We start from the raw sequence: 25710 nt of genomic DNA, 5'->3' as shown, positions 1-25710 counted from the left end.
TATGGAGGGTTATAGTTCAGACGTACTAAAACAGCTCACTTCGCGTATGTGAGCTGTTTTAGTTTCTGTTGATCTGCTTGCCACTACACTGATTGTTAGCTTGTACTTTCGTAGTCGCTGCAGTCTGTAATTTGAAACAAGCTATTCTTTCTAGTTACTGCTGATCCTCTAGTTCCCAAACACCAAACGTTTCACCTCAAGCTTTGGAGCGCTCACGGCCGCGAGGCCTCGTCCTCGGGCATCGCGCTGTGCAATTGAAGCTGCCACAGCTACGCTGCAGGCTGCCCTTACGGGCACCGCATCAATTACAAGGCGCTCTACCCAAGGACTGGAAATAGTTAAGTTAGCCAAAACTGTAGCTATGCAAGAAGTTCAAGTGTCCCCTTGAGGGGACTACAGGGGTGTTTTACTACTGCTGAATATTCCCCTACCTAGAGTAATCAGAGGCGAGAACTCTACATCCTTGTTCAAGCAACAAAATAAGTTCGTCCAAAAACTTTCATCCTAAAACAGCACCGACACCTGCGTACGCCCAGTGTGCACGGCTCCGACGCCGTTGGCTTTGCGGCCATCATAGTTCAGCGAAATGTTGAGGCCGTTGCTGAGGCGCTGCTGCAGCACCAGCGACCAGGTCATGTTGTTGCCCGGGCGCAGCGCGTTGAGTAACTCATAGCCCACATAAGAAGCCTGGTCGCCGTCGAACACAATGTTCACGTACTTGATGTTGCCTGCCAAAGTGCGCTTGCCCACCTGGCTTAGCTTTGTTTCCAGCCCCAGCTCATGGAATATGCCCTCCTGCTCAGTTTCGGCTGACGGCAGTACATCCTGCTTGATAGAGTATTGGTACTTGCCCGTAAAGCGCAGAATGGTGCTGGGTTGGTACGCCAGCTCCGGCGACAGCTCCCTTGTCTGTATCTTAAAGTTTTTCGAAGTCAGGAAATTTGATTGGTTCTCCCTTACGTTGTAGCCAAAGTTTAACTGCGTACTTAGCACCTCATTCAGGTTCAGTCGGCCCAGCACATTGTGCATGAGCACATTTCGGGTTTCGGTGCCGTTTGTCAGCAGTTGCTTCTGCTGGTTTTGCTGTACCGTATACTCCAGGCCGTACTTGGGGTTGCTTCGGTTAAAGTATACCGTGTGGCGCAACTGCTTCACCAGCGACAGCAGAAAAGCATCCTCCACCTCCAGGCTAAACGGGTTAAAGCGCTGGCTCAAATCGCTCTCCGTTGTTTTTTTGTTGATGCTCACAAAGGAGAGCATCGAAAAATTAGAGAGTTTTGCCTTCAGGCCCGGTTCTGCTGCCCAGCCGCGGGGCGCCGTGGTGGTGAGGCGGTAGGTAAAAGTGTTGGTGTAGGCATTCACGTACTCATCGGTGGGCAGGTATATTTTGATGAAACGGCGCTGGTCCACAGTCTGCGCCTCCAGGTAATCGTTCAGGTTGTTGGGATCTCCTTCGTCGCGCAGGTAATGTGTGCCCTGCCCCGGCAGCGTCTCCTGGAAGATGTAAATGCGCTTCAACTCGCGCCCGGTGCCAGTAGCGTAACTAAGTTCCGAGCGCAGCGCCCCTGAAAGGAAGTTTCCGTTCCAATCTACCCGCGACTGAATCGTTTCCTCGTTCTTGCCGTTCACCACATCCAGCTTACGGTACGTTCCCTGCACCAACAGGTCCTGATCAGGGCTCAGGCGCTTTTGCAGGACGGCATTAAAGGTTTGCCCTACTTCTGGCCAGCCCATAGTGCCGTAGCCTGATGGAAACCGATCGGTGCGGTGGGCGTAGTCGAGGCGGAACTTGGTCTTGGTGGTGTCGCCGTTCTCCAGGTAGACCAGGTGCTGCTCAAAATACTGTGCAGAACCTACTACCGAGTCCGTGCCAAGGGCGGTGATGCGGTTTTTATCGAAGCTAAAAGTATAGCCGGGCGATAGCTTACCGAAATCATACTCCACGTTAACATCGCCCCGGTACCACTGCGACTCCCGATCGCCCTGCGTGCTGTTCAGCAGAAAAAAATGATTGCGCAACTCCACCTTTCCCAGCTGTTTCATCACATCCAGATAATGCTGTACCCCATCCAGCTGCTCCTCCCGTGCGCGGCGGCTGATGCGGTAGTTTATCAGGTTAGCGGGATTTTGTGCGGCTCCCACCGAAAAGTTAAAGATATGGTCTTCGGCCTTCTCAGTAGGATTCAAGCTCCAGTTCCGGTCAAACTCAATGGGGCGGTAACGGTCGATCGGCTCAAAGTATTCATCTGTGTACTCGTAATTCAGGGTGCTGTTCAATTTATACTTGCCCAGGAACTGCAGCTCCTGGTCCTGCACCGCATAGCCCAACCGCAGCCCTTTGCCCTGGTCATCTCCGGCATCCAGGTCTGAGAAGCGGTTCAGGTCATGCTCCGACACGGCACCCTCTGCAAAAAAGCTAACACCCTTTTGCAGCTCATAATTACCGCCAAACGTAACCAGCTGCTTTTTTCGTGGCGTGGGCAATACCCGCACGGGCGCATAACTCCCCTGCTGCACCCCGTTGATAGGTGCCACCCACCGGTAGGCTCTACCGTTCACAGCCCCATTTACCGCAACATAGTCGCCGTTGCCCGGTCCTACGTTGGTAAAACTCACGTTATAGTACGCCCGCTCCGGATCGGATGAGAAAACATAGATGGAAGCCGTGCTTAGCCCGTTGTCATACACCGAATCCTGCCGGGCATACAGTACCTGCCCCGGATCATAACCCACACTATCGGCGCCAGACGAAATAGCCAATTGCAGGCTATCGCCTATACCCGACAGCAGCCGCTTCTGCTCAGGACCGAGGCTCAGGTTCAGCAGACTGTTTGGGTTGTCGCTCTCGTTGTAATAGTTACCGTATACTTTCAGCTTTCCGATGTTCTGGTAATGGCTTAGGTTGTAGATGCCGCGGCTGTAGTTCTGGTCCGAGTACTCAAAATCAACCTTAATCCTGGAGTTCTTGGTGATGACGTGGCGCGTAGTGAAGGTGATCTCTGCCTGGTTGTAATCGATCACATAGTCAAAGTCATAGCCGCGCCGCAGCAGCACGCCGTCCAGGAAAACCCGCTCCGAGTTGGCAAGCACAATCAGGAACAGTTCATTGTTTGGCCCCCGCAAACGGTATGGCCCCAGCACGCCCTCCTGTGCCGGAATCACCTGCGAGGCAAACTTCCCTTTCGACACCGAGGCCGCCACCGAGGTTACGCCCTGCCGCTCCGGGTCCTTGCCCAAGGTATAGCTAAAGGCGCCGCCCTGCACGTTCTTGTAAAACTGCATGAAGTAGGATGGAGGACTTCGCAGCACCACATCACCCGCTGTCAGTTGCCAGAGCCGGTGCTTGAGTGTGATGTATACCCTGTCAAACTCCTGCAGCTGCTGTGTGTTCCCCTCCGGCTGAAACGGAATATTCTGATCCGTGATGGCGGCCGTTATACTTATATCATCTGTTATTTTACCATCCAGCTGCAGGTTCAGGGCCGAGTTTACAAACACATTCTGCGTGTTGCCAAACGACACGCCCCGCGAAATGCTGCCTGTCTTGTTCAGTCCGGGCGTGCTGAAGATCTCTTCCTTGGTGTTGATGTCCTCCTGGTAAAAGCCCTTTTGAAACGACTCCATTTCCAGCTTGGTAATATCGCGCCTGGAAGCAGGCTGCGTCAGGTTCAGCGGCATCACCCGGAAGCACACCAATAGCGAATCGGGCAAGGCCTGCATGGTGCCAAGCGAGTCGAGGGCCACGGAATCGGGAGGCGGAAAAGCCGTCAGCGTGAAGGTGTTGTAAGTATAATTGTAGTTGTAGGTGAACTGCTCCTGCCTGGGATGGTGCAGTGTGATGGTGCTGGGCAGCAAGGTCAGCGTATCCAACTGCTGCGGCATAGCGGAAACGGGTATCCATTTGCAACGCTGGTTGCTCACCGGCGACTGTGCGAGCAGCGGCAGGCTAAAGCCGCACAGCCACAGCAACAGGAGCAAGCCCCTCCTATTCATCTGCCAGCGGTAAAAGAATATAGAAGACCGTGCCTTTGCCTTCCTCGGTTTCAAACCAGATGCGCCCGCCGGCATTCTCGATGCCGCGTTTGGCCACAGCAAGCCCAATACCCGAGCCAGTATACTTCGTACTGAAATTCGGGATAAACACCTTACTCTGAATATCTTGTGGTATACCGCTGCCATTATCTCTGATCGAGATTAACACCTCGCGGGCAGGTTGCAGTTCCAGTTTCACGCGGATGTCCGGCTTCCGGCTGGCCGGCACCGACTGAATAGCGTTCAGCAGCAGGTTATTGAAGGTACGTACCATCAAACTCTCGTCTGACTTCACGATTACCGGCTGAGCCGGAATGGCTTTGGTAAGTATGGCAGTGGCCGGATCGTTGTGCAGATCAGCTGCTTTGTGCAGGGCGGCCGCCACATCAATTGGCTCTGCCTTCGGCTCGGGCATAGCCGTGAAGCTGGAGAACGAAGAGGCAATGTCGTTCAGGATATTGATCTGCGTGATCAGCGTGTGCGAAATCTTATCAATCAGCTGCTCTGTGTTCGGCCGTTTTTCAGCAATCGCCTTCTGCAAGTACTGCAGCGAGAGCTTCATCGGCGTAAGCGGGTTCTTTATTTCGTGCGCCACCTGACGGGCCATCTCGCGCCAGGCCGCCTCCTTCTCCTGCATGGCCAAGTCCTGCTTGTTCTGCTCCAGCGTGAGCAGCATGCGGTTGTACTCGTTCACCAGCATTCCTATTTCATCGGCTCCTTTGTAGGCCAGCATTTCATTTTTCCCTGTCAGCGAAGTGCGGTTTAGCTTATCAGCCAGCATGCGCAGCGGCACGGTCAGGGCGCGGGAGGCAAAGAAGGTGAGCACCATGAACGTGATGAACATCACCGTGAAAATGTTCATGGTGGTTGTCACCAGCTCAATCAGCTTCAGGTCCAACTCCTTTTCAGAGTCAAAAAACGGAATGCCGATAAAGCCGGCTAGCTCGGCTGGATTGCTCTCGTAACGGAGCGGCAGGTAAATAGCATTGAAGCTTAAATTGCCGGTTTGCTCCTCCAGCAGCACCCTGAGCGCCTGCCGTTCCGAAATGGCCGCAAAGGCTTCCGGATTCACCAACTTAGAAAGTAGCCCCGCCTCAAAAATCAGCGGTTGACTGGTGACCAGCAGTTTGCCGTGCCGGTCGTACAGGTTAATATCGGTTTCAGAGATGGCCGCGATGTCGGCTATACTTTGCTGCAATTGCTCGGGGCTTTGCAGCAAACGCTGGCTAAGTTGCTGCGACAGATAATCCTGTATCGCCTCTCCCCGCTGCTCGTACGTCTGCATCAGGTCTTTTTTATAGGAGGCAGTTACCAGGCTGGCCGTGGTGACGCTGATGAGCAGCATCGGAAGCAGAATTCCGAAATTGAGGAAAATCTGAATCTTGGTGCTGAAGTTCGGGCTGAACGGGCGCAAATGCCGTCGCCGTACCAGCAAGTATAACATACCGCTCAGAATCAACCCTCCCAGGAACAGCAAGAACAAAAACGAGAAATTAGACAGTACTTCCCGGCTGCCATACTTCTCGGTGGTGATAATGAGAACATGTCCTTTGCTGCTCTGTACGCCGAAATGGTGGTAGTTACCGTGCGCCAGACCCTGGCGGTAAAACTCCTCCTTTTCCAGCAAATAGGGATTGAAGTTTGTGGCGTAATCGTACTCGCCTTCGCTGTAGCGCAGTTTGGTGTCATCGTAAATGGCGTAGCTCAGCATGTCGCGGCGGAACGGCTGGTCATACTTCTGGTCGGTGAGAAGTTCCGGCACTACGCTGTTCGGCAAGAGCTTCTTCAGCGTAAGGCGCAGCGCAATTGTCCCGGTCTGCCTGTTGCCGAGCGGCACCTGAATCAGCTTGAGGTACACGCGCGCGTTATAGCGCATCGGGTCCTTCAGCAGGAATAGGTTTTCATGTTCTGTCTGCGTACCGGGCTGATCGAACTGGCGTCGCAGCTCCTGCAGTGTAGTGGCCGTTGTGTCGGCGCTTTCCAGTGTCCTGCCGTTCCCGTCGAAAAGCAGCACGCTGATCTCATACTTGTCGAAGTACTCGTTCAGGTACTGCTTTGTAATTTTACGCTTGATGAAAAAAGCATCCACATACGGTCCCATCATCTTCGACTGTATCAGCTCGTCTGAGGCGATCTGGGTCGCCACCTGGTTTAGTTGGTACTCGCCCAGCACGTCGTTATCCTGCAGGATATTGAAAGCAAGGTTCTGCTTGTACGTCTTCAGGTCGTTGTGGTAATGCGAAAACAACGACATGGCGCCCGTGATGGCACTCACGATCACAACCAAAAAGAAAAACAGGTACGTCCGGTAAGCCATACTTACCGCATTCTGGTGCTGCGCCGCAAAGATGATAATGGCCCAGAAAACGAAGCCCACGAAAACCACCGTAAACAGCTCCGTCACAAACCAGCCTGTCAGCATCAGCAGAATACCGGCTATCAGCAGCAACAGCTTGTACGGCCCGGTAGAAGGTTCCTTCGGCACCAGCACCGACACCACCGTAGCCAGCATGTACGTGAACATGCACAGCGCCAGTGTATGCACCAGCATAATGCCGTACATCAGAATCCGGTATCTTGTAAAATCAAGGGAGCGGGTGATGTCAAGCACCAGCGGGGTGTTGTGGTAAATGTTATAGTAAAAGCGGAAAAGCAGCAGCAGCAGAAAAAAGAAGAGCAGCATGCAGGCCACCAGCAGCGGCTGCGTTTTCTCCTGCGGCAACAGCGCTATGCGGGAAACGGCCCTGTTGCGGATAAATAAGTATAGGCAGCTGCCTGCCACCACCAGCAATAGCAGCATGTTCAGCAGCAGATCGCCTACCGAAGGCGACCAGATGGAGGCCGCATAGAACCTTGGGTCAAACAGCTCCACCTCGCCGAAAGCAAACGGAAGGTTGAGCACCAGCAGCAACAGGCGCATCGATATCAGCAGCGCTAGCAGCACCAGCACTCCCTTGCTATAGGCGTGCCGCCGCACGTAACGCCGGCACAAGGCTACGGCGAACAACACATAAAACAGCAATCCAAAGGTTAGCAACGCCAACTCCAGCCGGTCCATCTTGGCCGTATTGCGGCTTTTGTCAAAGTCAAGCGCAAAAAGGAACTGGCCATCGTAGGTGCGCACGTGCGGCAATGGAGCATCGGCATCCAGAATCAATTGCACGCACATTTCACTAAAAACATCCTCATCCAGTTTTGGTGTGAGGTATGCGTAATCCAGTTGGTAATCTACCTGCAGCGGAATATATACATCCACCTCATACTCCCGAACCTGGTGCGGCACAACCACAAAACGGCCATACTCATTTTCGATTGCCGTCGGGGTTTTAAGTGGAGAGGGCAGGCTCACCTGCGGCACGATGGAGTGGTTCGACCAGAATACCAGTTTACCAGAGCGGTAAATGAGCACCGGGTACTCTGAGGCTTTTAAAAGGGCAGAAAAATGAATAGTGTTTTTGCCGAGTTTAGGGGCCAACTGCGCCGCCTGAGTATGCGCTTCTTCAATGCAATGCTGCACGCTTTGCTCAATTTCCCGTGCCTCTGCCTTGTAATCCTCCTTTGTCTGCAGCGATGCCGGAATGCCAAAATACAGAACTGCTGTCGCCAGAAAGCACAGCAGCATCATCACTAAAAAAAACAGAAGAGTAGCTTTCCGATCCAAGGCAATGCGGTTTATCCACGAATTTAAGCAAAACGCGGCACAACCGCCACATGCGCAAGAATCATGCTAAGGTTTGCTGCACCTGAAGCGTAAACGCAGCCCAGGAATGTATATAAAGTTACCAGTTACAGGCTTTTGGAAGCGGATGCTGCTGAAGAAAACCTTTGCCTTACCTAGCTGCCCAATGTTGTACTTTTTGCTACTTCTTATACCATGAAACATGTCCATCTCAAAGGTATCTGGCTATACTTATCTTGGGTAAACAGGAGAACAAAAAAAAGCCATCTTTCCTACAGCACAGGCTGCTGCAGGAAAGATGGCCATTAATTTAGAGGGTTGATTATTATTTGGCTTTTGCCTTTTTGTTATTCATGTACCATAGGAAACCAACGGCACCGATTAACACATACGGAATAGCCATCAGGTAAAGTATACCCGTGTTCAAGCCAGAACCAACCTGGTTCTCAGGCTCCTTGCTACCGGTGCCCACGTTCGACTCCACCGTGGCACGGCACATGGCACACTGGCTGTAGGCATCCGTTGTGGCAAACACAAATATGAATGCTATACTTAAAACTGTTATGATTTTACGCAAACCGTTTTTCATAAAATCTAAAGTAAACTAGCGTTTAAAAATTAAGTGTAATAAGGCGATATCATCAGGTAAACCAGCACACCCGTAACGGCCACGTACAGCCAGATCGGGAAGGTCCATCTGGAGATGCGGCGGTGGCGCGCCAACTGGCTGCTGATACCATAGTATACGGACAACAGTACCAGCGGAACAATTACGACAGCCAACACAATATGCGTGAGCAGCACGAAGTAATAGATGTACTTTAAAACACCTTCCCCGCCGTAGATAGTTCGCTGCCCCAGGAAATGGTAGGTAACATACGAAACCAGGAAGATGGCCGACAAACTAAATGCCGCCAGCATGGCTCCGCGGTGCACCATCACGTTTCCACGCTTCACATTGTAGTACCCGATAACGAGTGCCACCGCAGTGAGCGAGTTGAGTATGGCATGAAGGGTTGGCAAATAAGAAACATCTACTCCCGGGTTATTGGCTTTCGGCATAAAAAAAAGCACCGCCACCACTACGGGTATGGCTACCGACAAGATGGCGATAAGCGTCAGAAATTTCTTGTCGTTACTGTTCGTTGCGCTATTTTCTCTTACTGTAGTCATCCAGCAAAACGTTTATTTCTAATTTTAAGCGATCAATTTCCTTATTCCCTGTACCATCGTAAATGCCGCGGACCTGCTTTTGCTTATCCACCAGTATGATTCTTGCCCCACTGTCTGCAACTGTAGAATCACCGCTCATGCCTATTGTTACAGCCTCACGGAAATCCGCTCTTTCAGCCGGGCTACCCGTCAGGAAGTACCATCGCTCCGGCTGCGCCTCAAATCTGTTGCTTAGCTGTTGCAACAGTTGCAGACTATCCTGCTGTTGGCTTACACTGATAGAAACAAACTTTACTTGTGGGATGTTTTCGTAAGCATCGTGTACCCGCTTCAGCTTAGAGAGCAGGTCCTGGCACGGATTCGGACAGGAAGGCTCAAAGAAACTGATGACGTAGATCGTGCTGTCCAGGTCTGTCTGGCTAAGGCTGTCTCCCTGCTGCGACACGAAATCAAAATAAGGAACCGTCTGAAAAACGGTATCGCCGGCGGCATTGTACACCACCTCTCCCCGCTCATCGAGCTTGGGATAGTAGGTTTTCAGTGAAAAATGGTGAACACCAAACACACTGATAAAGATAAAAATAAGAATAGGCACTAGCAGTAGGAGACCTAACACTAGTGCCTTTAAAGGTTTCATTTATAAGATGTACTTAGTTGAAGTAGTTCGTTATGGATTCAAAGTAATAGCTGCCTTCCGAAAGAAGTGCTACCATGAGCCATATCAGCAATGCAAGCGGGATAATGATGGACCAGATCAGGCCCTTTGTCTCATGCTTTAAGTGCATGAACTCCGCCACAATGTAAAACGCCTTGAACAGGGTAAGTATAATAAAGATGGCGTTACGGGCTGTGCCAGCTTCCATGAAGAACGCAAACACGAACTCCAGCGCTGTTAAGCCTACAAGTATGCCAAATGTTTTCCAGATGGCTTTGGTCTGAGCCTTTGGTATTTCACCCTGGTGGTGAAGGTCGCTATCGGTAGTATGGTGTGCCATAATATAGGAATGTCTTTTTTTTCGCGTTCACGCCGCTAGTATTTTATACTTAGGCGGAATGGCTTTTGTTATGCCTCTAAATTAGATCAGGTAGAAGAACGTGAATACGAATACCCACACCAGGTCTACAAAGTGCCAGTAAAGGCCTACTTTCTCAACCATCTCATAATGGCCTCGCTTCTCATACACGCCAAACACGGTATTGAAGAAGATGAGTATCAACAGCACTACCCCAGAGAAAACGTGCGTGCCGTGGAAACCTGTAATAAAGAAGAACAAGTTTGCAAACAGCGGAGGCCCGTACTGGTTATAGGTCATGTTAGCCCCGAATATGCGTGAACCATCAGCCAATACCATACCCTCCTCAGTACCTGTTATAAAGTGAGCCCACTCCCATGCCTGGCAACCCAGGAAGATAGACCCGAAAAGGATAGTCCAAAGTAACCACTTCTGCACATCGTTCTTGTCCATGCGGTGGCCGGCCTCGACGGCAAGTACCATGGTTACGGAGGAAAGAATGAGGATCATGGTCATTAAGGCCACAAACGCCAATGGCAGGTCTACTCCATGAAAACCTGGGAAGGCATTGTATACTTTTTCAGGAATCGGCCACCACTGCGTGGAAAACACAAATGCATCCGGCTCACCGGTATAAGGCATATGGTTATGGCGTGATAATCCATAAACGGTTAGAAGAGCCCCAAAAGTAAACGCATCTGATAGCAGGAAAAACCACATCATGAGTTTACCATAGCTCGCTTTCAATGGCTCATTGCCACCATCCCATGTACCTGCGTTAGGCACTTCCAGCGGAGTTGAAGTAGACATAGTTTATTAAATGAAAAACGTGTTTAGTGATTTATTCTTAAGAAGATGTACAAATATAGCCAAAGTCCACCTAAAAAGTGCCAGTAAACGGTACACAAATGTATCCGCAGCATGTTCTTCGAATGGATTTTATAATTCAGGCTGCTGAAAAACACGATCAGCACAAAGATAAGCCCGGTTACCAGGTGAAACCCGTGCACGCCTGTAAGTACATACAGAAACGAGCCGGAAGGGTTGGCTCCTGATCCGCCAAAGAACACTTTGTTATCCACCAGTTCTGACCATCCATTGAGCTGCCCGATCAGAAAAGCGATGCCCAAACCGATCGTCAGCAGCAGCATCAGCTTCAGCATCTTCATGTTATCATTTCTTGCCGCGTTATGTGCCAGCTGCATCGTAACAGAGCTTAAAATGATAATGATGGTGTTGATCAGCAGAATAGAAGGCAGGTCGTACTCTAACCAGTTTCCCTCCTCCCGCCTTACGATGTATGCGCTGGTAAAAGCTGCAAACATCATGATTATACTTATAATAATCAACCACAGCGAAAACTTTAGTGGGTGCACCCCACCAGAGTTGTTATGGTTATCTATAGGAACATTAGCCATAGCTGAAATTTAAATTTTATCTAACACAAAGGCTATCTGCACAATGGGCAGATACAGGAAAGATCCAAACATGATGCTCATCGCCGCTTTTTTAGAGCAGGTGCGCATCAGGTAAAACGTCTGCGCCAGAAACAGCACACCACATATCACCGCAATCATGGCTGATGTTGTTCCCGTCATACCAAACTGCAACGGCAGCAGGCTTAGCGGTATCAGCACAAGCGTATAGCTCATAATCTGAATAGCTGTTTTCAGGTTTTTACCACCAGCCATTGGCAGCATCTTAAAACCAGCTTTCTTATAGTCATCATCCAGCACCCAGGCAATGGCCCAAAAGTGCGGGAACTGCCAGAAAAACTGTATCCCGAATAAAATGATTGCCTGTATATCGATGGAACCGGTAGCGGCCACCCACCCGATTAGTGGAGGCATTGCCCCTGGGATTGCGCCAACAAAAACGCAGATCGGGTTAATTTGCTTGAGTGGCGTATAGATGAAACCGTACAGGACAAGGGAAAGCAAAGAAAGCGCTGCCGCAAGTGGGTTAAAGTATAAAGCAAGCAAAGCAGCCCCCGATACACCCAGCAGCACACAGAACACCACGGCCTCCAGTACGCTTACCTGCCCGGTTGGCAAAGGTCGTTTGGCAGTGCGCTTCATCAGCTTATCCAGGTCCTTCTCTATGATCTGGTTGATGATGTTCGCGGATCCTGTTACCAACATGCCCCCCAGCATCACCAGCGCAATATCATACCACTTACTATTGGGATAACCAAGTATAAAACCAATGGCACTAGAAAAAGCAACAGTTAAGCTTAGCCTGAACTTCAGTAACTGGAAATATGCTGCTGCTTTATGCATCATAGCGTATGGCTGCAGTAGTATGTCTGACTTTTGTGAATACATTAGTTATGAACAACTGCCTGCGGTTTAAATGCCCTTTTAGAGGCATAATGGTAAACGATAATTAGCTGAAACTGCACGCCGAACAAAAGCGACCCGAATGTCAGGTGCAGAGGCTGTAATACCGGTGGTATGGCAAAATAGGCCATAATAATACCGATCACAATCTCGGCACCAAGCAGCACCAGCATCAGGTGCGTAAGCAGCGTTATCTGCCTGCTCATGATTTTGTACAAGTGGTAGGCGATGTATACATGCAGCGCCAAAACTACTATGGAAAAGGAACGATGGAAGTAGAAGTAATTTCCCAACTGATCAACCCACGTCTCCCGGCCTGCACCGTTCATCATAAACGAAACAAGGTCCACTTCTTCCCGCACCTGTGTTCCTACCAGAATCTGCCCAAAAGTAATAATGGCCAATACCCAAAGTAGTGCATTTACCTTAGAGGAGTAGTCAACGTTCTCAGCGATATCCTCTTTATAAGCTCTGGCAACCACGTACTGCAACATGGCTACTAAAACTAAGGCCAAGGCCATGTGTATCGTTACAACTACCGGCAACAAATTGGTAGATACCACAATAGAGCCTAACCAACCTTGAAAACCAACCATAACAAAACTGGCCAGTGACAGAAAAAATACTGTTTTATCGGTTCTTAGGTAAGGGATGGAATAGAGAACCTTCAGAAAGATGAAAATTCCTATTAACGCACCAACCAACCTGTTTATGTATTCAATCCAGGTCTTTGTGACATTGAACTCTGTTTCAATGTACTGGTTCGGATGCGAGAATATGGCAGCGGATACTTCTTCAAAACCTAGTTTGTCCAGGTAAGCAGCCAACTTCTCGTTTTTCTCTATTCGCTTCTGCTTGTAAACCTCCAGGTAATCTTCTGGTAATTGACTGACATCAGTCGGAGGAACCCAACTGCCGAAGCATTTAGGCCAGTCTGGGCATCCCATTCCTGAACCGGTGCTTCGTACGATTCCTCCGACTAATATCAGAAAGTATACAGCCAAGACTGTAAGTACTCCAATATTTCTAAATCTTTTGTTCTTAAAAGATTTTGTAGACATCAATGCGTCTTATTCAAAGTCCCTCTCGTGCGGCATGTTCGACGACTGCGTTTCAGAGAAAGGCACTGTTTGAGGTATATAATCTTCTACGGAACCTGGCTTGCTATAATCGTATGGCCAACGGTGAACTACCGGAAGTGCTCCAGGCCAGTTGCCGTGTCCAGGATTTACCGGGGTTGTCCACTCCAGCGTGTTAGAATGCCAAGGGTTTGCTGTTGCTCTGCGACCGCGAACAATGCTGTACACAAAGTTGAACAGGAAGATGAACTGTGCCGTGAAACCAAGTATGGCGGAAATACTGATGAACGTGTTCATATCCGTAAAGCCACTGAATACCTCGAATCCTGTCCAGTTGTAGTATCTTCTAGGGAAACCAGCGATACCGATGTAGTGCATTGGCATAAACACCAGGTATACCGAGATAAAGGTTAGCCAGAAGTGAACGAAGCCTAACTTCTCATCCATCATGCGGCCAAACATCTTAGGGAACCAGTGGTAAACTCCGGCAAACATACCAAAGAACGCCGCCGCACCCATTACCAGGTGGAAGTGCGCCACTACGAAGTAGGTATCGTGCAACTGAATATCCAATGCGGAGTTACCAAGTATGATACCTGTTAAACCACCAGAGATAAAGAGTGACACAAAACCAACCGCAAACATCATGGCAGATGTAAAACGGATGTTACCGCGCCACAGAGTAGCCAACCAGTTAAATACTTTTACCGCAGATGGTACCGCAATGATCAGCGTCAGGAACATGAACACTGATCCCAGGAACGGGTTCATACCCGATACGAACATGTGGTGCGCCCATACTACGAAGGAAAGAACCGAGATACCGAACAGGGAGCCAATCATCGCTCTGTAACCGAAGATCGGCTTGCGAGAGTTTGTTGTGATTACTTCTGATACAATACCGAATGCCGGCATGATAACGATGTATACTTCCGGGTGACCCAGGAACCAGAACAAGTGCTGGAACAGAATTGGGCTACCACCTGTGTTAGAAAGTGCCTGTCCGGCGATGTAAATGTCAGACAGGAAGAAGCTAGTACCGAAGCTACGGTCAAAGATCAGAAGCAAAGCGGCAGAGAACAACACAGGGAAAGCAAGCAGACCAAGTATAGCTGTGAAGAAGAACGCCCAGATAGTAAGCGGCATCTTCGTCATCGACATACCTTTTGTTCTAAGGTTGATTACAGTTGTGATATAGTTTACACCACCCAACAACTGAGACACAATAAACAGGGCCATTGCAATCAGCCAAAGCGTCATACCGTCCTGAGAACCTTGTATGGCTTCAGGCAGGGCGCTTAGCGGCGGATACACCGTCCAGCCACCTGCTGCAGGCCCTGTTTCCACAAATAAGGAAGAGAACAGGATGATGCTTGACAGGAAGAAGATCCAGAAAGAAAGCATGTTCATGAAACCAGAGGCCATGTCGCGTGCTCCCAACTGAAGTGGAATGAGGAAGTTACTGAAAGTACCGCTCAGACCAGCCGTAAGCACGAAGAATACCATGATGGTTCCGTGCATGGTTACCAGCGCCAGGTAAAACTCCGGGTTCAGCTTTCCGTTTTCAACCCAACCACCCAGGATTGGCTCCAGGAAAGTGAAAGTTGCCTCTGGCCAGCCCAACTGCAGGCGGAACAGGATGGAAAGGAATCCACCTAAGAATGCCCAGGCAATACCCATGATCAGGAATTGCTTTGCAATCGTCTTGTGGTCCTGGCTAAAGATGTACTTCTCTAAAAAATTTTGCTCGTGATGATGCTCATGCTCGTCGTGGGCAGGATGCACATCATGGTTGATGGTAATATCTGTACTAGACATAGACAATTGTAATTTAAAAGCTACAACTCAGTTTTTACTTCAGCCTTATCCGCAGCAGCAGACTCGGCTACTAACTGTGCAGGGGCTTTCTTAGAGAAGCCAGCCACTACATCGGGATTTTGCTCTGCAAACGATACTTGCTCGGCTAGCCACGCCTCATATTCCTCGGGCTCGTCTACCACCACCACAAAGCGCATCGCAAAGTGACCACGGCCACAAACTTCGGCACAGGCAAGCTCATAGTTGAATTCAGGATTGCCTGTCTCGTTACGCATCTCGTAAGTTGTCTTGGTAGGTACAAACCAGAACTTAGTAGGCATTCCCGGAACAGCATCCATCTTCAGACGGAAATGTGGCATGTACACGCTGTGGATTACATCCCGTGCTCTGATCTTCAGCAACACCGGCTTTCCTTTGGGCACGTGGATCTCACGTGGCATGAAGTCGTCCTGGGCATTAGGATCAGAGAAATCGATACCGAATTCGTTCACAGCTGTGATAAGAGGTGTTTTGGCTACGCCAAGCTCACCATCAGCACCCGGGTAGCGCACCATCCAGTTAAACTGCTTGCCCATTACTTCCACCACAATGGACTCCTCAGGAGAGGCACTGGTGATGTTGGTCCAGGTTTTCCAGCCACCAAATACAAGTAAGGCCATCACAACCGCAGGAATCATTGTCCAGATAATCTCCAGTTTGTTGTTGTGCGGGTAGTAGTAAGCTCTTTTATCATCCTTGTGCTGGTACTGGTAAGAGTACCAGAACAGCAGGATTTGCGTGATCACAAACACAACACCGATGATAATCATCGTCGTCCAGAACAAGCTGTCCGTCCACTCACCGTGTACAGATGCCAGTGGCGGGTTCATTTCATCCCAGTAGGCGATGAAAGACCAGATAAATCCAGCTCCACCCAACACCAGGAAAAGAATCATTAGCGTGCCGTTAACGCGATTACTAGTTTTTGTTGTACCCACAGCCCGCTCTGTAGACCCCCTGAAGATGGAGGCGAGCGTACCAATCCTGAAAAGCAGGAAAAGGATAACAAATAATAAAACGACGGATAAACCTATGGCGATCGAAATCATTATATAACGCTTTTAGTATAATCTCTAAACATGATGGTGAACACTCTCCTCGAGGAACGGATGGTTTACCGGTACCAGAGAAGCCTTTGATAAACCTCTTGCGAATATGAACAGGAAGAGTCCCAGGAAAGCCAGTGCTGTGCCCAGTTCTATCAGACCAAATCCTGCTTCCGTACGAAGCGTTCCTGGCATCATCATCAGGTAAAAGTCTAACCAATGGCCGATCAGGATGGCAATTGTCACAATCTTCAGCATAATCATCTGGCGCTTTGCATCTCTTGTCATTAGAACAAGGAAAGGGAAGGCAAAGTTTATAATCAGGTTAGTAAAAAAGATCCATGTGTAATGGCCGTTATTACCCCCTAATCTCTCGATGTAGTAGATAACTTCCTCTGGAATGTTTGCATACCAGTAAAGCAAAAACTGCGAGAACCAGATGTAGGTCCAGAAGATGGAGAATGCGAAAACAAACTTTCCTAAATCGTGCAGGTGGTTTGAGTTTACCAGTCTTAGATAGCCGTTCTGCTTCAGGATGATTACGGTTAGTGTGATGGCAGCAAGACCGGCAATAAACCAACTCGCAAACACATACCAGCCAAACATCGTGGAGAACCAGTGCGTGTCAATCGACAGTACCCAGTCCCATGCTGATGTAGAAGAAGTAATACCGAAAACTACTAGGAACATGGCCGAAATACGGATGCTCTTGTGGTAATAGCTTGTTCCACCGTGAAGATCCTCATCAATGGAGTTCTTACGTAGCCAGTTAAAGAAGAAAATCCACAGGGCGAAGTATACGATCATTCTGATCAGGAAGAACCAGAAGTTCAGGTAGCCTGATTTACCAGCTATGATGGGGTCATAACGCGGGTCGTTTATATCGTACAGGTATTCGTGTGTCCAATGGAAAATATCGTGGTTGCCAAAAAGGAACGTAATCAGCATCAGGATACCACCAACCGGAAGGAAATAACCCAGTGCTTCGGGTATGCGCTTAATTAAAACGGACCAGCCGGCGTAGGCCACATACTGGAACGTCACGAAGAACACGCCTATCAAGGCGATGCCTGTAAAGTATACGTTGTTAAGCCAAAGGTTCATGAACAAGCGTTTTGTCCAGGAAACAGGTTCGTGAGCCGCCGCCGCAGCAGCGTCGCCATGTCCTGCAGCAGCCTCGTGGTGCTCCGCTCCTCCGCCTAAGGCTGATAAAATGATGCCTACTATAAGTAAAACTACACCTATAGCTATCATTAAGAAAAACTTGTTATTCGTTTTTCTGGAAATGATGAGTCTTTCTTCTGTCATTATCCTTATAAATTTTGCCTTAGACTTAGTTTTTAGGAGTTTCTCTTGTTGGAGTGTCTTCTGGTGTACCCGTTACCGGGTTATCAGTGATTGTCTCACCACCTGCTTCCTCTTCCACTTCTTCCTCCACTGCAGCGCCTACTTCGCCTTTCTGCAATTGCTGCACGTACATCACAATCTTCCAACGTTCTGTCGGGTTCACCTGTGAGCCGTGTGGCATCATGCGGCCTCTACCGTATGTAATCACGTGGTAAATATGGCCAGCAGGAAGTTCTGCTACTCGTCCGGCTGTATAAGAAGGAACGCCTTTGAATTTAATGCCTACCAATCCCTGTCCATCGCCCTGTTCTCCGTGGCAAGGTGCGCAGAAACGGCTATAAAGCACTTGGCCTTCTGCCAGGTTCAATTCGGTTCTCTTCAGCGGGTTTGCCAGTTCCACGCCTGCAACCTCTGCTGTGTCCACAGAAAGGTACAGGTTATAACCTTGCATGCCACGAGGCACGGTACCCTTTGCTGGCTCACGCATGTTCATGCCGGCCGGGTTGAACTTGTTTTCTTTTATCTGAGAGTAAGGATCCAGTGGAACGGAATGGTACATGTCTGGGGCATACTCATACCCTGGATTACTTTTGTCGCCGCAGGCAAACAGCACTGCAGATGAGAAAAATAGAGCAGAGGCTTTTAAACCTAGTGTCTTGTATCTTTTCATTATTTTACTACCTCCTTCTCATTAACCTCAATGGCCCCGGTAGAGCGCAGCAGGTTGTTAAGGGCTGACATATCTGTTACTCCTTCTTTCACTTCAATGGCCATCACAAACTTATCATCAGTTGAGCGCTTATCGAACACGTTCACGCGCAGCGAAGGCCGAATGTTGGTGACAATGAAGAAGGTGATTACCATGCTGAATGCAGCGAATAAAACGGTAAGCTCAAATGTTACCGGGATAAAAGACGGTAACGCGATGTGGGGTTTACCACCAATGATCATTGGCCAGTCAAAGCCCAGCATCCAGATCTGCATCCAGAGCGCAAACGACATACCGGTCAATCCACCCAGGAAGGCTACGATTGGCAGCCTCGAGCGCTTGATGCCTAATACATCATCGATTCCGTGAACAGGATATGGTGAGAACACTTCGTATATCTTAGTGCCGGCAGCGCGCATGTTTTCGATGGCTGTCAGCAGCACATCTTCATCATCATAAATTCCTAGAACAAACTTCTTATTCATTGTGATGTGTATTAGTGTTCAAATTCTTATCAGTGCCGTGCATAGTGTTGTGCGGTGTGTGCACCACACCAGACGAAGACTTCAGGATAGCCTTCACCTCTGCCATGTTGACAACCGGGAAAAACTTAGCAAACAGCAGGAAGAGTGTAAAGAACAATCCGATCGTTCCCACATAAACGCCCACGTCAACCCATGATGGGTAGAACATGGCCCAGGAAGACGGAAGGTAATCGCGGTGCAGGGAAGTCACGATGATCACAAATCGCTCAAACCACATACCGATGTTCACGAAGATGGAGATGATGAAGGTAGCTGTTAAACTTCTTCTGATTTTGCGGAACCAGAAAAGCTGTGGCGTAATTACGTTACACGTCATCATCGACCAGTAAGCCCACCAGTAAGGACCCGTAGCCCGGTTAATGAAGGCATACTGCTCATACTCTACCTGAGAGTACCAGGCAATGAAGAATTCTGTAGTATAAGCAACACCCACGATAGAACCAGTCAGGATAATTACCTTGTTCATCGATTCCACGTGCTCCAGCGTGATGTAATCTTCCAGTTTGAAGGTCTTGCGCGTGATGATCATCAGTGTCAATACCATGGCGAAACCAGAGAAGATCGCACCAGCCACAAAGTATGGCGGGAAGATAGTGGTGTGCCAGCCCGGTATAACCGAGGTTGCAAAGTCCATGGATACAATAGTGTGTACTGAAAGTACCAGTGGAGTAGCCACACCTGCAAGTATAAGCGAAACTGTCTCGTAACGCGACCATGCTTTGGCAGAACCTGTCCAGTTCATAGAAAGTACGGCATAAGCTCTTCTTGCTATCGGACCGGTTGCTCTGTCGCGGATGGTGGCAAAGTCAGGAATCAGACCGATGTACCAGAAAACAAGAGATACAGAGAAGTAAGTTGAAATCGCGAATACGTCCCAGAGAAGTGGGGAGTTGAAGTTAACCCAAAGTGAACCGAATGTGTTTGGCAGCGGTAGTACCCAGTAAGCCAGCCAGGGGCGGCCCATGTGCAGTACCGGGAACATCGCCGCGCAAATTACGGCGAAGATAGTCATCGCCTCGGCTGCACGGTTGATGGAAGTTCTCCACTTCTGACGGAACAGCAATAGAATGGCAGAGATCAGCGTACCGGCGTGGCCGATACCTACCCACCACACGAAGTTTGTGATGTCCCATGCCCAACCTACAGTCTTATTCAGTCCCCATTCTCCGATACCATAGAAAAGTGTACGGTAAACAGAGTAAATAAATATGGCCAAACCTACCAGTGCAACAGCCAGCGCCGCTGCCCAACGTGCGTTGGGCTTGGCTTCTACCTGTCTGCAGACATCTTCCGTGATGTCGTGGTATGTTTTCCCCCCGGTTACAAGAGGCTCTCTTATCGGAGATACATGCTGCATAACGCTCTCGAAGTTATATTTTAAGCTAAGTTTCTAATTTTTGTCAGGTATGTTACGTTTGGCTGCGTGTTCAATTCCTCCAGCACGTGGAAAGCACGCTCTCCCTGCTGACGGGCCAGAATCTTTGATACGCGGCTTTCCGGATCTAACATATCTCCGAATACAATTGCCTCTGTAGGGCAAGACTGAGCACAGGCCGTTACGATTTCTCCGTCCTTTGGTCTTCTATTCTCACGCTTAGCCTCCAGTTTGCCTAGCTGCACACGCTGCACACAGAAGGAGCATTTCTCCATCACACCACGCGAACGAACGGTTACATCTGGGTTCAACACCATCTTGCCCAAGTCGTTGTTCATTGGCTGGTTTACATCGAACTTGTCGTTGTTCGCATAAGCAAACCAGTTAAAGCGACGCACCTTATATGGACAGTTGTTAGCGCAGTAGCGTGTACCAACGCAACGATTGTAAACCATCTGGTTGATACCCTCCGAGCTGTGCATGGTAGCGGCTACCGGACACACTGTCTCGCATGGTGCGTGGTTACAGTGCTGACAAAGCATTGGCTGGAATACAACCGATGGGTTTTCAGCAGGATCCTCCATCGTGGCGTAATCCTTCTCCTCGTGCTCAACCGAGCTATAGTACCTGTCGATACGCATCCAGTGCATTTCGCGTCGGTTCAGCACTTCTGCCTTACCTACTACAGGTATGTTGTTCTCCACGTTACAGCTCATGGTACAAGCACCGCAACCAATACAGGAGTTAAGGTCGATAACCATACCCCAGTGGTGGTTCTTGTACTCATAATCATCCCACAAAGAGATGGTTGCCGGCTTGGCAGCTCCTTCGTGCGTGGCAATACGGATATACTCTGTAACTTCTTTTGGATTTGCCTTATAGTTGGCCAGTGTGTTCGCCTGCACTACCAAACGATCCATAACCGTGTGATGCGTCTGCGTTTGCGCAATTGGCGAGTGTGCGTCTGTTTTTTCGAGCTTTACCGTACCGGCATACAATACTGTGTTTCCGGATACCGTTGTGATTGGGTAAGCATTTGCACCTAAGCCATTTGCTACCGGGCTGCTCTTCAGATCACGACCATAACCCAAAGCTATGCCCACTGTTCCATTTGCCTGACCTGGCTGCATCAGCGCCGGAAGTTCAATGCTTTCTCCGTTAGCAAACGTCACCTTAATCACATCGCCCTGCTCTACTTGCATCTCCACAGCCATCTTACGTGGCATGGCGACATAGTTACCCCATGTTGCTTTAGAGATTGGATCAGGAAGTTCCTGTAACCATGGATTGCCTACTAATTCGCCGGTACCGATGTTAACAGACTCGTAAACAACTGCCTCTACAGCACCGGAAGCAATATTGATTGGCGTAGCAGAGGCCGCTGCCGGAGCAGAAGCTGCTATATTCAACATACTTACACCACCTTCGAATACGCCGTCATGCACCGTCTTGTCCCAGAACTGGTTGAAATCACCGCCTGTGGCTACTGATCTCCAGTTGTTACGCAGGTATTCGTAATAGTTCGTGTTCTGACCGCTCCAGGCTAGCAAGCTGTCCTGCATTTGGCGTGTAGTAAATATTGGGCTAATAGCCGGCTGTGCCAAGCTTAGGTAGCCTCTTCTCGCTTCAAAGTCGTTCCATGACTCCAGGTAGTGGTTGTCTGGCGTTACGAATTCAACAAGGGCCGCTGTCTCATCTACTTTGTCAGCAAAAGAAACCCGAAGGTCTACCTTCTTCAGTCCGCTCACAAGCTTGGCAGCAAGTGGGTGGTTGTAGGCTGGGTTAGCCTCTGCGAAGAATACCGCTCCTACTGTGCCCGCGTTCATTTCGTTTATCAGGCGGATCATGTTCGCGTCATTTCCACGCTTCACATAGAATGGCGCCTCTGTATTGATGGTAGTACCCGCAGCACCCAGGGCGCTGTTGATCGCTGCCACCATTGACTGGATTGCCGGGTCGTTAGAGCCTGCCACCACAAGGGCTTTGCCCCTGTTCGCCTGCAGTTCTTTAACAGCCGCAGCCAATATCTTAGACTCCGCTACAGCACCTGATGCACTGCCTTGTCCGGTAATGCCTCTGTACAGTGCCGTTACCAAAGCAGCCTCCTCTGAAGGCTTAATCGGCATGCGCACATCGGCGTTGGCACCTGTTAGCGAGAATATGGTTTCGAACTGATAATGACGCGACATCGTCGGATTATCAGCATCTACTTTTCTGTTTTGGATATACTGTTTCGCAAACGGCACTGGCGCTAACCAGGTACCCAGGAAGTCAGCGTTGATGCCAACAATCACATTTGCTTTGCTGAAGTCGTAGCCAGGAATGACACCACCGTTTGCCTGCAGTAAACCAGAGGCAGAGTTGGCATCATACATCACGTGCTCGAAGTTTCCGAAGCGCACCCCAAACTCGTTGATCAGCTTTTGTGTAGTTGGACTGATGATGGTAGAAGAAACAAAAGCTACTTTGCCGTTTACATTGGCTAAGCGGGCTCTAATTTGTCTGTCTACATCATCCCACTTCGCCTCTTCGCCCTTGATAAGCGGGAAGCGCAATCTGTTTTCGTCGTAGAGGCCCAGCAGGGAAGCCTGTGCTCTCGGGCTTGTGCCGTAAGGCGTCAGGAACGACATAGGGTTTGGCTCGATCTTAATCGGACGTCCCTCGCGTGTTTTTACAAGAATACTGTTGTAGTCACCGTTCTGGTAGTAGGTAGAAGCATACCAGTTGGCTACTCCAGGCTCTACATCAACAGGCTTGTTCAGGTAAGGTATAGCCTTGCGCACCGGAGCCTCACAAGAAGCCAGCGACACGGCAGCCATACTAAAGCCCAGAAGCTTCAGGAAGTCACGGCGCTGCGTTTTCCCCGCGCCACCCTCTCCATTCGCTTCATTAACCGGCAGGAATTCTGGAAACTCGTTATGAGCATTCTTCGCGAACTCAGGAGTGTTTTCCAGCTCCTCAATTCCTTTCCAGTATTTTATTCTGTCTTGCATATTATATCTAGAAAACTCGAATACTTTTCTTACTTATTCTAATTAATAGTGACACTTAGAGCACTCTGTACCACCGTTTGATGACACTGTGAAAGCTCCCTGTGATGACTGCTCGTGCAGCTCCACAAGATTGTCATAATACTCGTTACCCTCTGTGTTAAGAGGCGTTTCGCGGTGGCAATCAATACACCAGCCCATAGTTAAAGGAGAGTATTGGTACACCACATCCATTTCCTGGATCGGACCGTGGCAGGTCTGGCACTCAATGCCACCCACCTGCGTGTGCTGGGAGTGGTTGAAGTATGCCAGGTCGGGCAGGTTGTGTACACGCACCCACTCAATTGGCCTGTTGCGCTCAATGGCACGGTATATTTTCTGAATCTCAGGAGACTCTGTTTGAATCTGGCTGTGGCAGTTCATACAGATGTTGGCAGAAGGAATGCTGGCACTCTTACTCTTGTAAACAGTGGTGTGGCAGTAGTTACAGTTAATCTGATGCTCACCAGCGTGGAGTTTGTGCGAGAAGGCAATCGGCTGAGTTGGCTCATAGCCCTGCTGTATGCCTATACCCATGGCAGTACCCCAGGCCAGATCAAGCAGCACCACCACAAAGATGAGCGTCACCAACCCGCGAACAGCTTTTGATTTATATACTTTAGAAAAGTCGAAGCGCTGGTTAACTACCTCGTCGTCATACTCGTTCAGCTTGCGGTTCTTGTTCAGGTAGTTCTTCAGGAGTGAAGTAATCAGCAACAAGGTCACTACCAGTACAATCAACACAATGATCAACACGACCAGCACAATATCCAGGTAGCTTCCTATAGAACCAAGGGCATCTGTACCAATGTTACCCGGGCCACCCTCTTCCGCACCTACCGTAGTAGGAACCGAAGCCGCCACGTCAGATGCAGGACCTGCCTCGATGTAAGCCAGGATAGACTTTATCTCATCGTCTGAGAAGTTGAAAGAAGGCATCGCCTGCTTCTTATACTCATTGTAGACAGCCACAGCCTCTGGATCACCAGCCGCAACCAGCGCCTGTGAGTTCTTGATCCACTTGATCAACCAAGGCGTGCTGCGTCTTTCAGTAATACCTTGCAGGCCAGGGCCCACAATCACGTCAGTTCCGGCAGAGTGACAAACCACACAGTTGTTCTTGAACAATGCAGCACCTGCATCAATCACTGCGGGATCAGCGCCACCACCTACTGTCGCACCTTCAGTTGAACCAGGCTCTACCCCTTTTGTCGCCACTTCCGCCTGCTCGCTTTCCCCTTGGGCATAAGCACCAAACGAAAGCATCGTCGCAAACAAGAAGGCGAAGAAAATTTTAGATTTAGATTTAAGTATACAGCTACTCATAGCCAAGATCACGTGTGTGTTTAGTATGAAGAATTTACTTTACGGCCACAAATCTACTACTGGAATTCCATTAATCAAACATAAAAACTTTATTATTTGGCCTCTAGAGCCCCCTTCAGGCACCAGCCGCTCACTGTCAGGCCTTACACGGTTTATCATGCTTTCTAAGCAGTTTTATTTAAATTTATTCTAAATAAGAAGCCGATTTTTTACGTACTTATCCTCTGGAAAAAGTTATAAGTTCCCTTTGTTTCCGTATAAATCCCGCAGCCTACTTATTTGTTCGAAAATTAGGAATGTACAATACATTCAGAAGAGAGAACAAAGCGCCACCTTCTGCAGACTTTTCACTACTCAGAATTTAGATTCGAAATAGAAGATTTACTCCTTATTATATATAGTATCGGCGATTAACCTGCGACTGCCTTTTTATCTGCCGTTATTTGCCTGAACTTTACATATTTATCAGGCATACCCTTGCTATTACCAAATCAGACATTTACCTTTGCAGGCTAAAATTATAAATAATTCGAACCGATGGAATTGAGAAATTACGAAACTGTCTTCATCCTGACTCCTCTGTTGAACGAGGCGCAGATGCAAGAAACGGTCGAGAAGTTCAGAGAGGTGCTTAAGGAAAATGGCGCCGAAATCATTCACGAAGAAAACTGGGGTCTTCGTAAACTGGCTTACCCAATCCAGAAAAAGTCAACTGGTTTTTATCACCTTGTAGAGTATAAAGCTCCTACAACCGTTGTTGATCAGCTTGAGCTGGCTTATCGCCGTGATGAAAAAGTAGTACGTTTCCTTACTACTGCCCTTGATAAGCACGCTGTGGCTTACAATGAGCGTAGAAGAAACGGCGAGTTCAAATCACAAGCTAAAAAAGAGGAGGTTAAAGGATAATGAGCTTAGTTAACGAAAGAGTACACAAACAAGAAAACCGTCAGAAATACTGCCGTTTCAAGAAAAGCGGAATTAAGTATATCGACTACAAAGATGGTAACTTCCTGCTGAAGTTCGTGAACGAGCAGGGCAAGATCCTTCCAAGGAGATTAACAGGCACTAGCCTGAAGTTCCAGCGCAAAGTGGCCCAGGCGGTTGCCAGAGCAAGACACCTTGCGATTTTACCTTATGTTACGGATTCTTTAAAATAAGGAG

The 25710-nt window shown here is 49.1% G+C and carries 20 protein-coding genes; 2 read left to right on the top strand and 18 right to left on the bottom strand.

The genetic code is table 11. From position 1 onward, the window contains the following. Positions 1-504: 504 nt before the first annotated feature. The 18 genes from A0W33_RS13325 to A0W33_RS13240 all read right to left on the bottom strand — a co-directional run bounded on the left by A0W33_RS13325 (position 505) and on the right by A0W33_RS13240 (position 24549). Positions 505-3993, bottom strand: coding sequence for a hypothetical protein (locus A0W33_RS13325; RefSeq protein ID WP_139237164.1), 3489 nt, complete (start codon positions 3991-3993; stop codon positions 505-507). Further along, positions 3986-7657: a sensor histidine kinase gene (locus A0W33_RS13320; RefSeq protein ID WP_244888604.1), complete on the bottom strand. Its 3672-nt coding sequence runs from the start codon at positions 7655-7657 to the stop codon at positions 3986-3988. Before A0W33_RS13320 ends, A0W33_RS13325 begins: the two co-directional genes overlap by 8 nt. A 379-nt stretch (positions 7658-8036) precedes the next feature. Beyond that, on the bottom strand, positions 8037-8300 hold the full coding sequence (locus A0W33_RS13315; protein ID WP_139237165.1) for a hypothetical protein: 264 nt from the start codon (positions 8298-8300) through the stop codon (positions 8037-8039). 29 nt (positions 8301-8329) lie between these two features. Beyond that, the gene (locus A0W33_RS13310) at positions 8330-8884 is read right to left on the bottom strand and encodes a DUF420 domain-containing protein (protein WP_068838659.1); all 555 of its coding nucleotides are present in this window, start codon (positions 8882-8884) and stop codon (positions 8330-8332) included. Beyond that, entirely contained in the window at positions 8862-9479 is a 618-nt protein-coding gene (locus A0W33_RS13305; RefSeq protein ID WP_172798117.1) for an SCO family protein, read from the bottom strand. The genes A0W33_RS13310 and A0W33_RS13305 overlap by 23 nt, the downstream gene beginning before the upstream one ends. A gap of 55 nt (positions 9480-9534) precedes the next feature. Next, complete coding sequence (locus A0W33_RS13300) at positions 9535-9879, bottom strand: cytochrome C oxidase subunit IV family protein (protein ID WP_068838657.1); 345 nt, start codon at positions 9877-9879, stop codon at positions 9535-9537. 81 nt (positions 9880-9960) lie between these two features. Beyond that, a complete protein-coding gene (locus tag A0W33_RS13295) occupies positions 9961-10707 on the bottom strand; it encodes a cytochrome c oxidase subunit 3 (protein WP_068838656.1) in 747 nt (248 codons plus the stop codon). 23 nt (positions 10708-10730) lie between these two features. Continuing rightward, positions 10731-11315, bottom strand: a complete 585-nt coding sequence (locus A0W33_RS13290) for a cytochrome c oxidase subunit 3 (protein WP_068838655.1) — start codon at positions 11313-11315, stop codon at positions 10731-10733. A 9-nt stretch (positions 11316-11324) separates the two neighbouring features. After that, on the bottom strand, positions 11325-12176 hold the full coding sequence (gene cyoE / locus A0W33_RS13285) for a heme o synthase (protein ID WP_229802201.1): 852 nt from the start codon (positions 12174-12176) through the stop codon (positions 11325-11327). 44 nt (positions 12177-12220) lie between these two features. Continuing rightward, on the bottom strand, positions 12221-13297 hold the full coding sequence (locus A0W33_RS13280) for a COX15/CtaA family protein (protein ID WP_068838653.1): 1077 nt from the start codon (positions 13295-13297) through the stop codon (positions 12221-12223). A 9-nt stretch (positions 13298-13306) separates the two neighbouring features. Next, the gene (locus A0W33_RS13275; protein ID WP_068838652.1) at positions 13307-15133 is read right to left on the bottom strand and encodes a cytochrome c oxidase subunit I; all 1827 of its coding nucleotides are present in this window, start codon (positions 15131-15133) and stop codon (positions 13307-13309) included. Positions 15134-15153: 20 nt separating this feature from the next. After that, on the bottom strand, positions 15154-16221 hold the full coding sequence (locus A0W33_RS13270) for a cytochrome c oxidase subunit II (RefSeq protein ID WP_082815233.1): 1068 nt from the start codon (positions 16219-16221) through the stop codon (positions 15154-15156). 24 nt (positions 16222-16245) lie between these two features. Next, complete coding sequence (locus A0W33_RS13265) at positions 16246-17526, bottom strand: quinol:cytochrome C oxidoreductase (RefSeq protein ID WP_068838650.1); 1281 nt, start codon at positions 17524-17526, stop codon at positions 16246-16248. Between the two features lie 25 nt (positions 17527-17551). After that, positions 17552-18235 carry a c-type cytochrome gene (locus tag A0W33_RS13260; RefSeq protein WP_068838649.1) on the bottom strand — a complete coding sequence of 228 codons (684 nt, stop codon included), beginning with the start codon at positions 18233-18235 and terminating at the stop codon, positions 17552-17554. Further along, a complete protein-coding gene (locus tag A0W33_RS13255) occupies positions 18235-18759 on the bottom strand; it encodes a DUF3341 domain-containing protein (RefSeq protein ID WP_068838648.1) in 525 nt (174 codons plus the stop codon). Before A0W33_RS13255 ends, A0W33_RS13260 begins: the two co-directional genes overlap by 1 nt. Further along, complete coding sequence (gene nrfD / locus A0W33_RS13250; protein WP_068838647.1) at positions 18752-20176, bottom strand: NrfD/PsrC family molybdoenzyme membrane anchor subunit; 1425 nt, start codon at positions 20174-20176, stop codon at positions 18752-18754. Before nrfD ends, A0W33_RS13255 begins: the two co-directional genes overlap by 8 nt. Positions 20177-20196: 20 nt before the next feature. Then, positions 20197-23187, bottom strand: coding sequence for a TAT-variant-translocated molybdopterin oxidoreductase (locus A0W33_RS13245; protein WP_068838646.1), 2991 nt, complete (start codon positions 23185-23187; stop codon positions 20197-20199). A gap of 42 nt (positions 23188-23229) precedes the next feature. Further along, the gene (locus A0W33_RS13240; RefSeq protein WP_229802184.1) at positions 23230-24549 is read right to left on the bottom strand and encodes a cytochrome c3 family protein; all 1320 of its coding nucleotides are present in this window, start codon (positions 24547-24549) and stop codon (positions 23230-23232) included. A 537-nt stretch (positions 24550-25086) separates the two neighbouring features. Here A0W33_RS13240 and rpsF point away from each other — a divergent pair. Together rpsF and rpsR are read left to right on the top strand one after the other, a co-directional pair. Continuing rightward, positions 25087-25455 (top strand): 30S ribosomal protein S6, encoded by a 369-nt coding sequence (rpsF, locus tag A0W33_RS13235; protein ID WP_068838644.1) that lies wholly within the window; start codon positions 25087-25089, stop codon positions 25453-25455. Beyond that, positions 25455-25706, top strand: a complete 252-nt coding sequence (gene rpsR / locus A0W33_RS13230) for a 30S ribosomal protein S18 (protein WP_068838643.1) — start codon at positions 25455-25457, stop codon at positions 25704-25706. Before rpsF ends, rpsR begins: the two co-directional genes overlap by 1 nt. Positions 25707-25710: the final 4 nt, after the last annotated feature.

The organism is Pontibacter akesuensis (assembly GCF_001611675.1).
Taxonomy (GTDB): Bacteria; Bacteroidota; Bacteroidia; order Cytophagales; family Hymenobacteraceae; genus Pontibacter; species Pontibacter akesuensis.
Note: the sequence above shows the minus strand (reverse complement) of the source record. Positions and strands in the feature narration are given on the sequence as shown.

Coding starts and splice junctions, on each gene's coding strand:
- A0W33_RS13325 (WP_139237164.1), bottom strand. CDS start 3,993: ATGAATAGGAGGGGCTTGCTCCTGTTGCTGTGGCTGTGCGGCTTTAGC.
- A0W33_RS13320 (WP_244888604.1), bottom strand. CDS start 7,657: ATGATGCTGCTGTGCTTTCTGGCGACAGCAGTTCTGTATTTTGGCATT.
- A0W33_RS13315 (WP_139237165.1), bottom strand. CDS start 8,300: ATGAAAAACGGTTTGCGTAAAATCATAACAGTTTTAAGTATAGCATTC.
- A0W33_RS13310 (WP_068838659.1), bottom strand. CDS start 8,884: ATGACTACAGTAAGAGAAAATAGCGCAACGAACAGTAACGACAAGAAA.
- A0W33_RS13300 (WP_068838657.1), bottom strand. CDS start 9,879: ATGGCACACCATACTACCGATAGCGACCTTCACCACCAGGGTGAAATA.
- A0W33_RS13295 (WP_068838656.1), bottom strand. CDS start 10,707: ATGTCTACTTCAACTCCGCTGGAAGTGCCTAACGCAGGTACATGGGAT.
- A0W33_RS13290 (WP_068838655.1), bottom strand. CDS start 11,315: ATGGCTAATGTTCCTATAGATAACCATAACAACTCTGGTGGGGTGCAC.
- cyoE (WP_229802201.1), bottom strand. CDS start 12,176: ATGCATAAAGCAGCAGCATATTTCCAGTTACTGAAGTTCAGGCTAAGC.
- A0W33_RS13280 (WP_068838653.1), bottom strand. CDS start 13,297: ATGTCTACAAAATCTTTTAAGAACAAAAGATTTAGAAATATTGGAGTA.
- A0W33_RS13275 (WP_068838652.1), bottom strand. CDS start 15,133: ATGTCTAGTACAGATATTACCATCAACCATGATGTGCATCCTGCCCAC.
- A0W33_RS13270 (WP_082815233.1), bottom strand. CDS start 16,221: ATGATTTCGATCGCCATAGGTTTATCCGTCGTTTTATTATTTGTTATC.
- A0W33_RS13265 (WP_068838650.1), bottom strand. CDS start 17,526: ATGACAGAAGAAAGACTCATCATTTCCAGAAAAACGAATAACAAGTTT.
- A0W33_RS13260 (WP_068838649.1), bottom strand. CDS start 18,235: ATGAAAAGATACAAGACACTAGGTTTAAAAGCCTCTGCTCTATTTTTC.
- A0W33_RS13255 (WP_068838648.1), bottom strand. CDS start 18,759: ATGAATAAGAAGTTTGTTCTAGGAATTTATGATGATGAAGATGTGCTG.
- nrfD (WP_068838647.1), bottom strand. CDS start 20,176: ATGCAGCATGTATCTCCGATAAGAGAGCCTCTTGTAACCGGGGGGAAA.
- A0W33_RS13245 (WP_068838646.1), bottom strand. CDS start 23,187: ATGCAAGACAGAATAAAATACTGGAAAGGAATTGAGGAGCTGGAAAAC.
- A0W33_RS13240 (WP_229802184.1), bottom strand. CDS start 24,549: ATGAGTAGCTGTATACTTAAATCTAAATCTAAAATTTTCTTCGCCTTC.
- rpsF (WP_068838644.1), top strand. CDS start 25,087: ATGGAATTGAGAAATTACGAAACTGTCTTCATCCTGACTCCTCTGTTG.
- rpsR (WP_068838643.1), top strand. CDS start 25,455: ATGAGCTTAGTTAACGAAAGAGTACACAAACAAGAAAACCGTCAGAAA.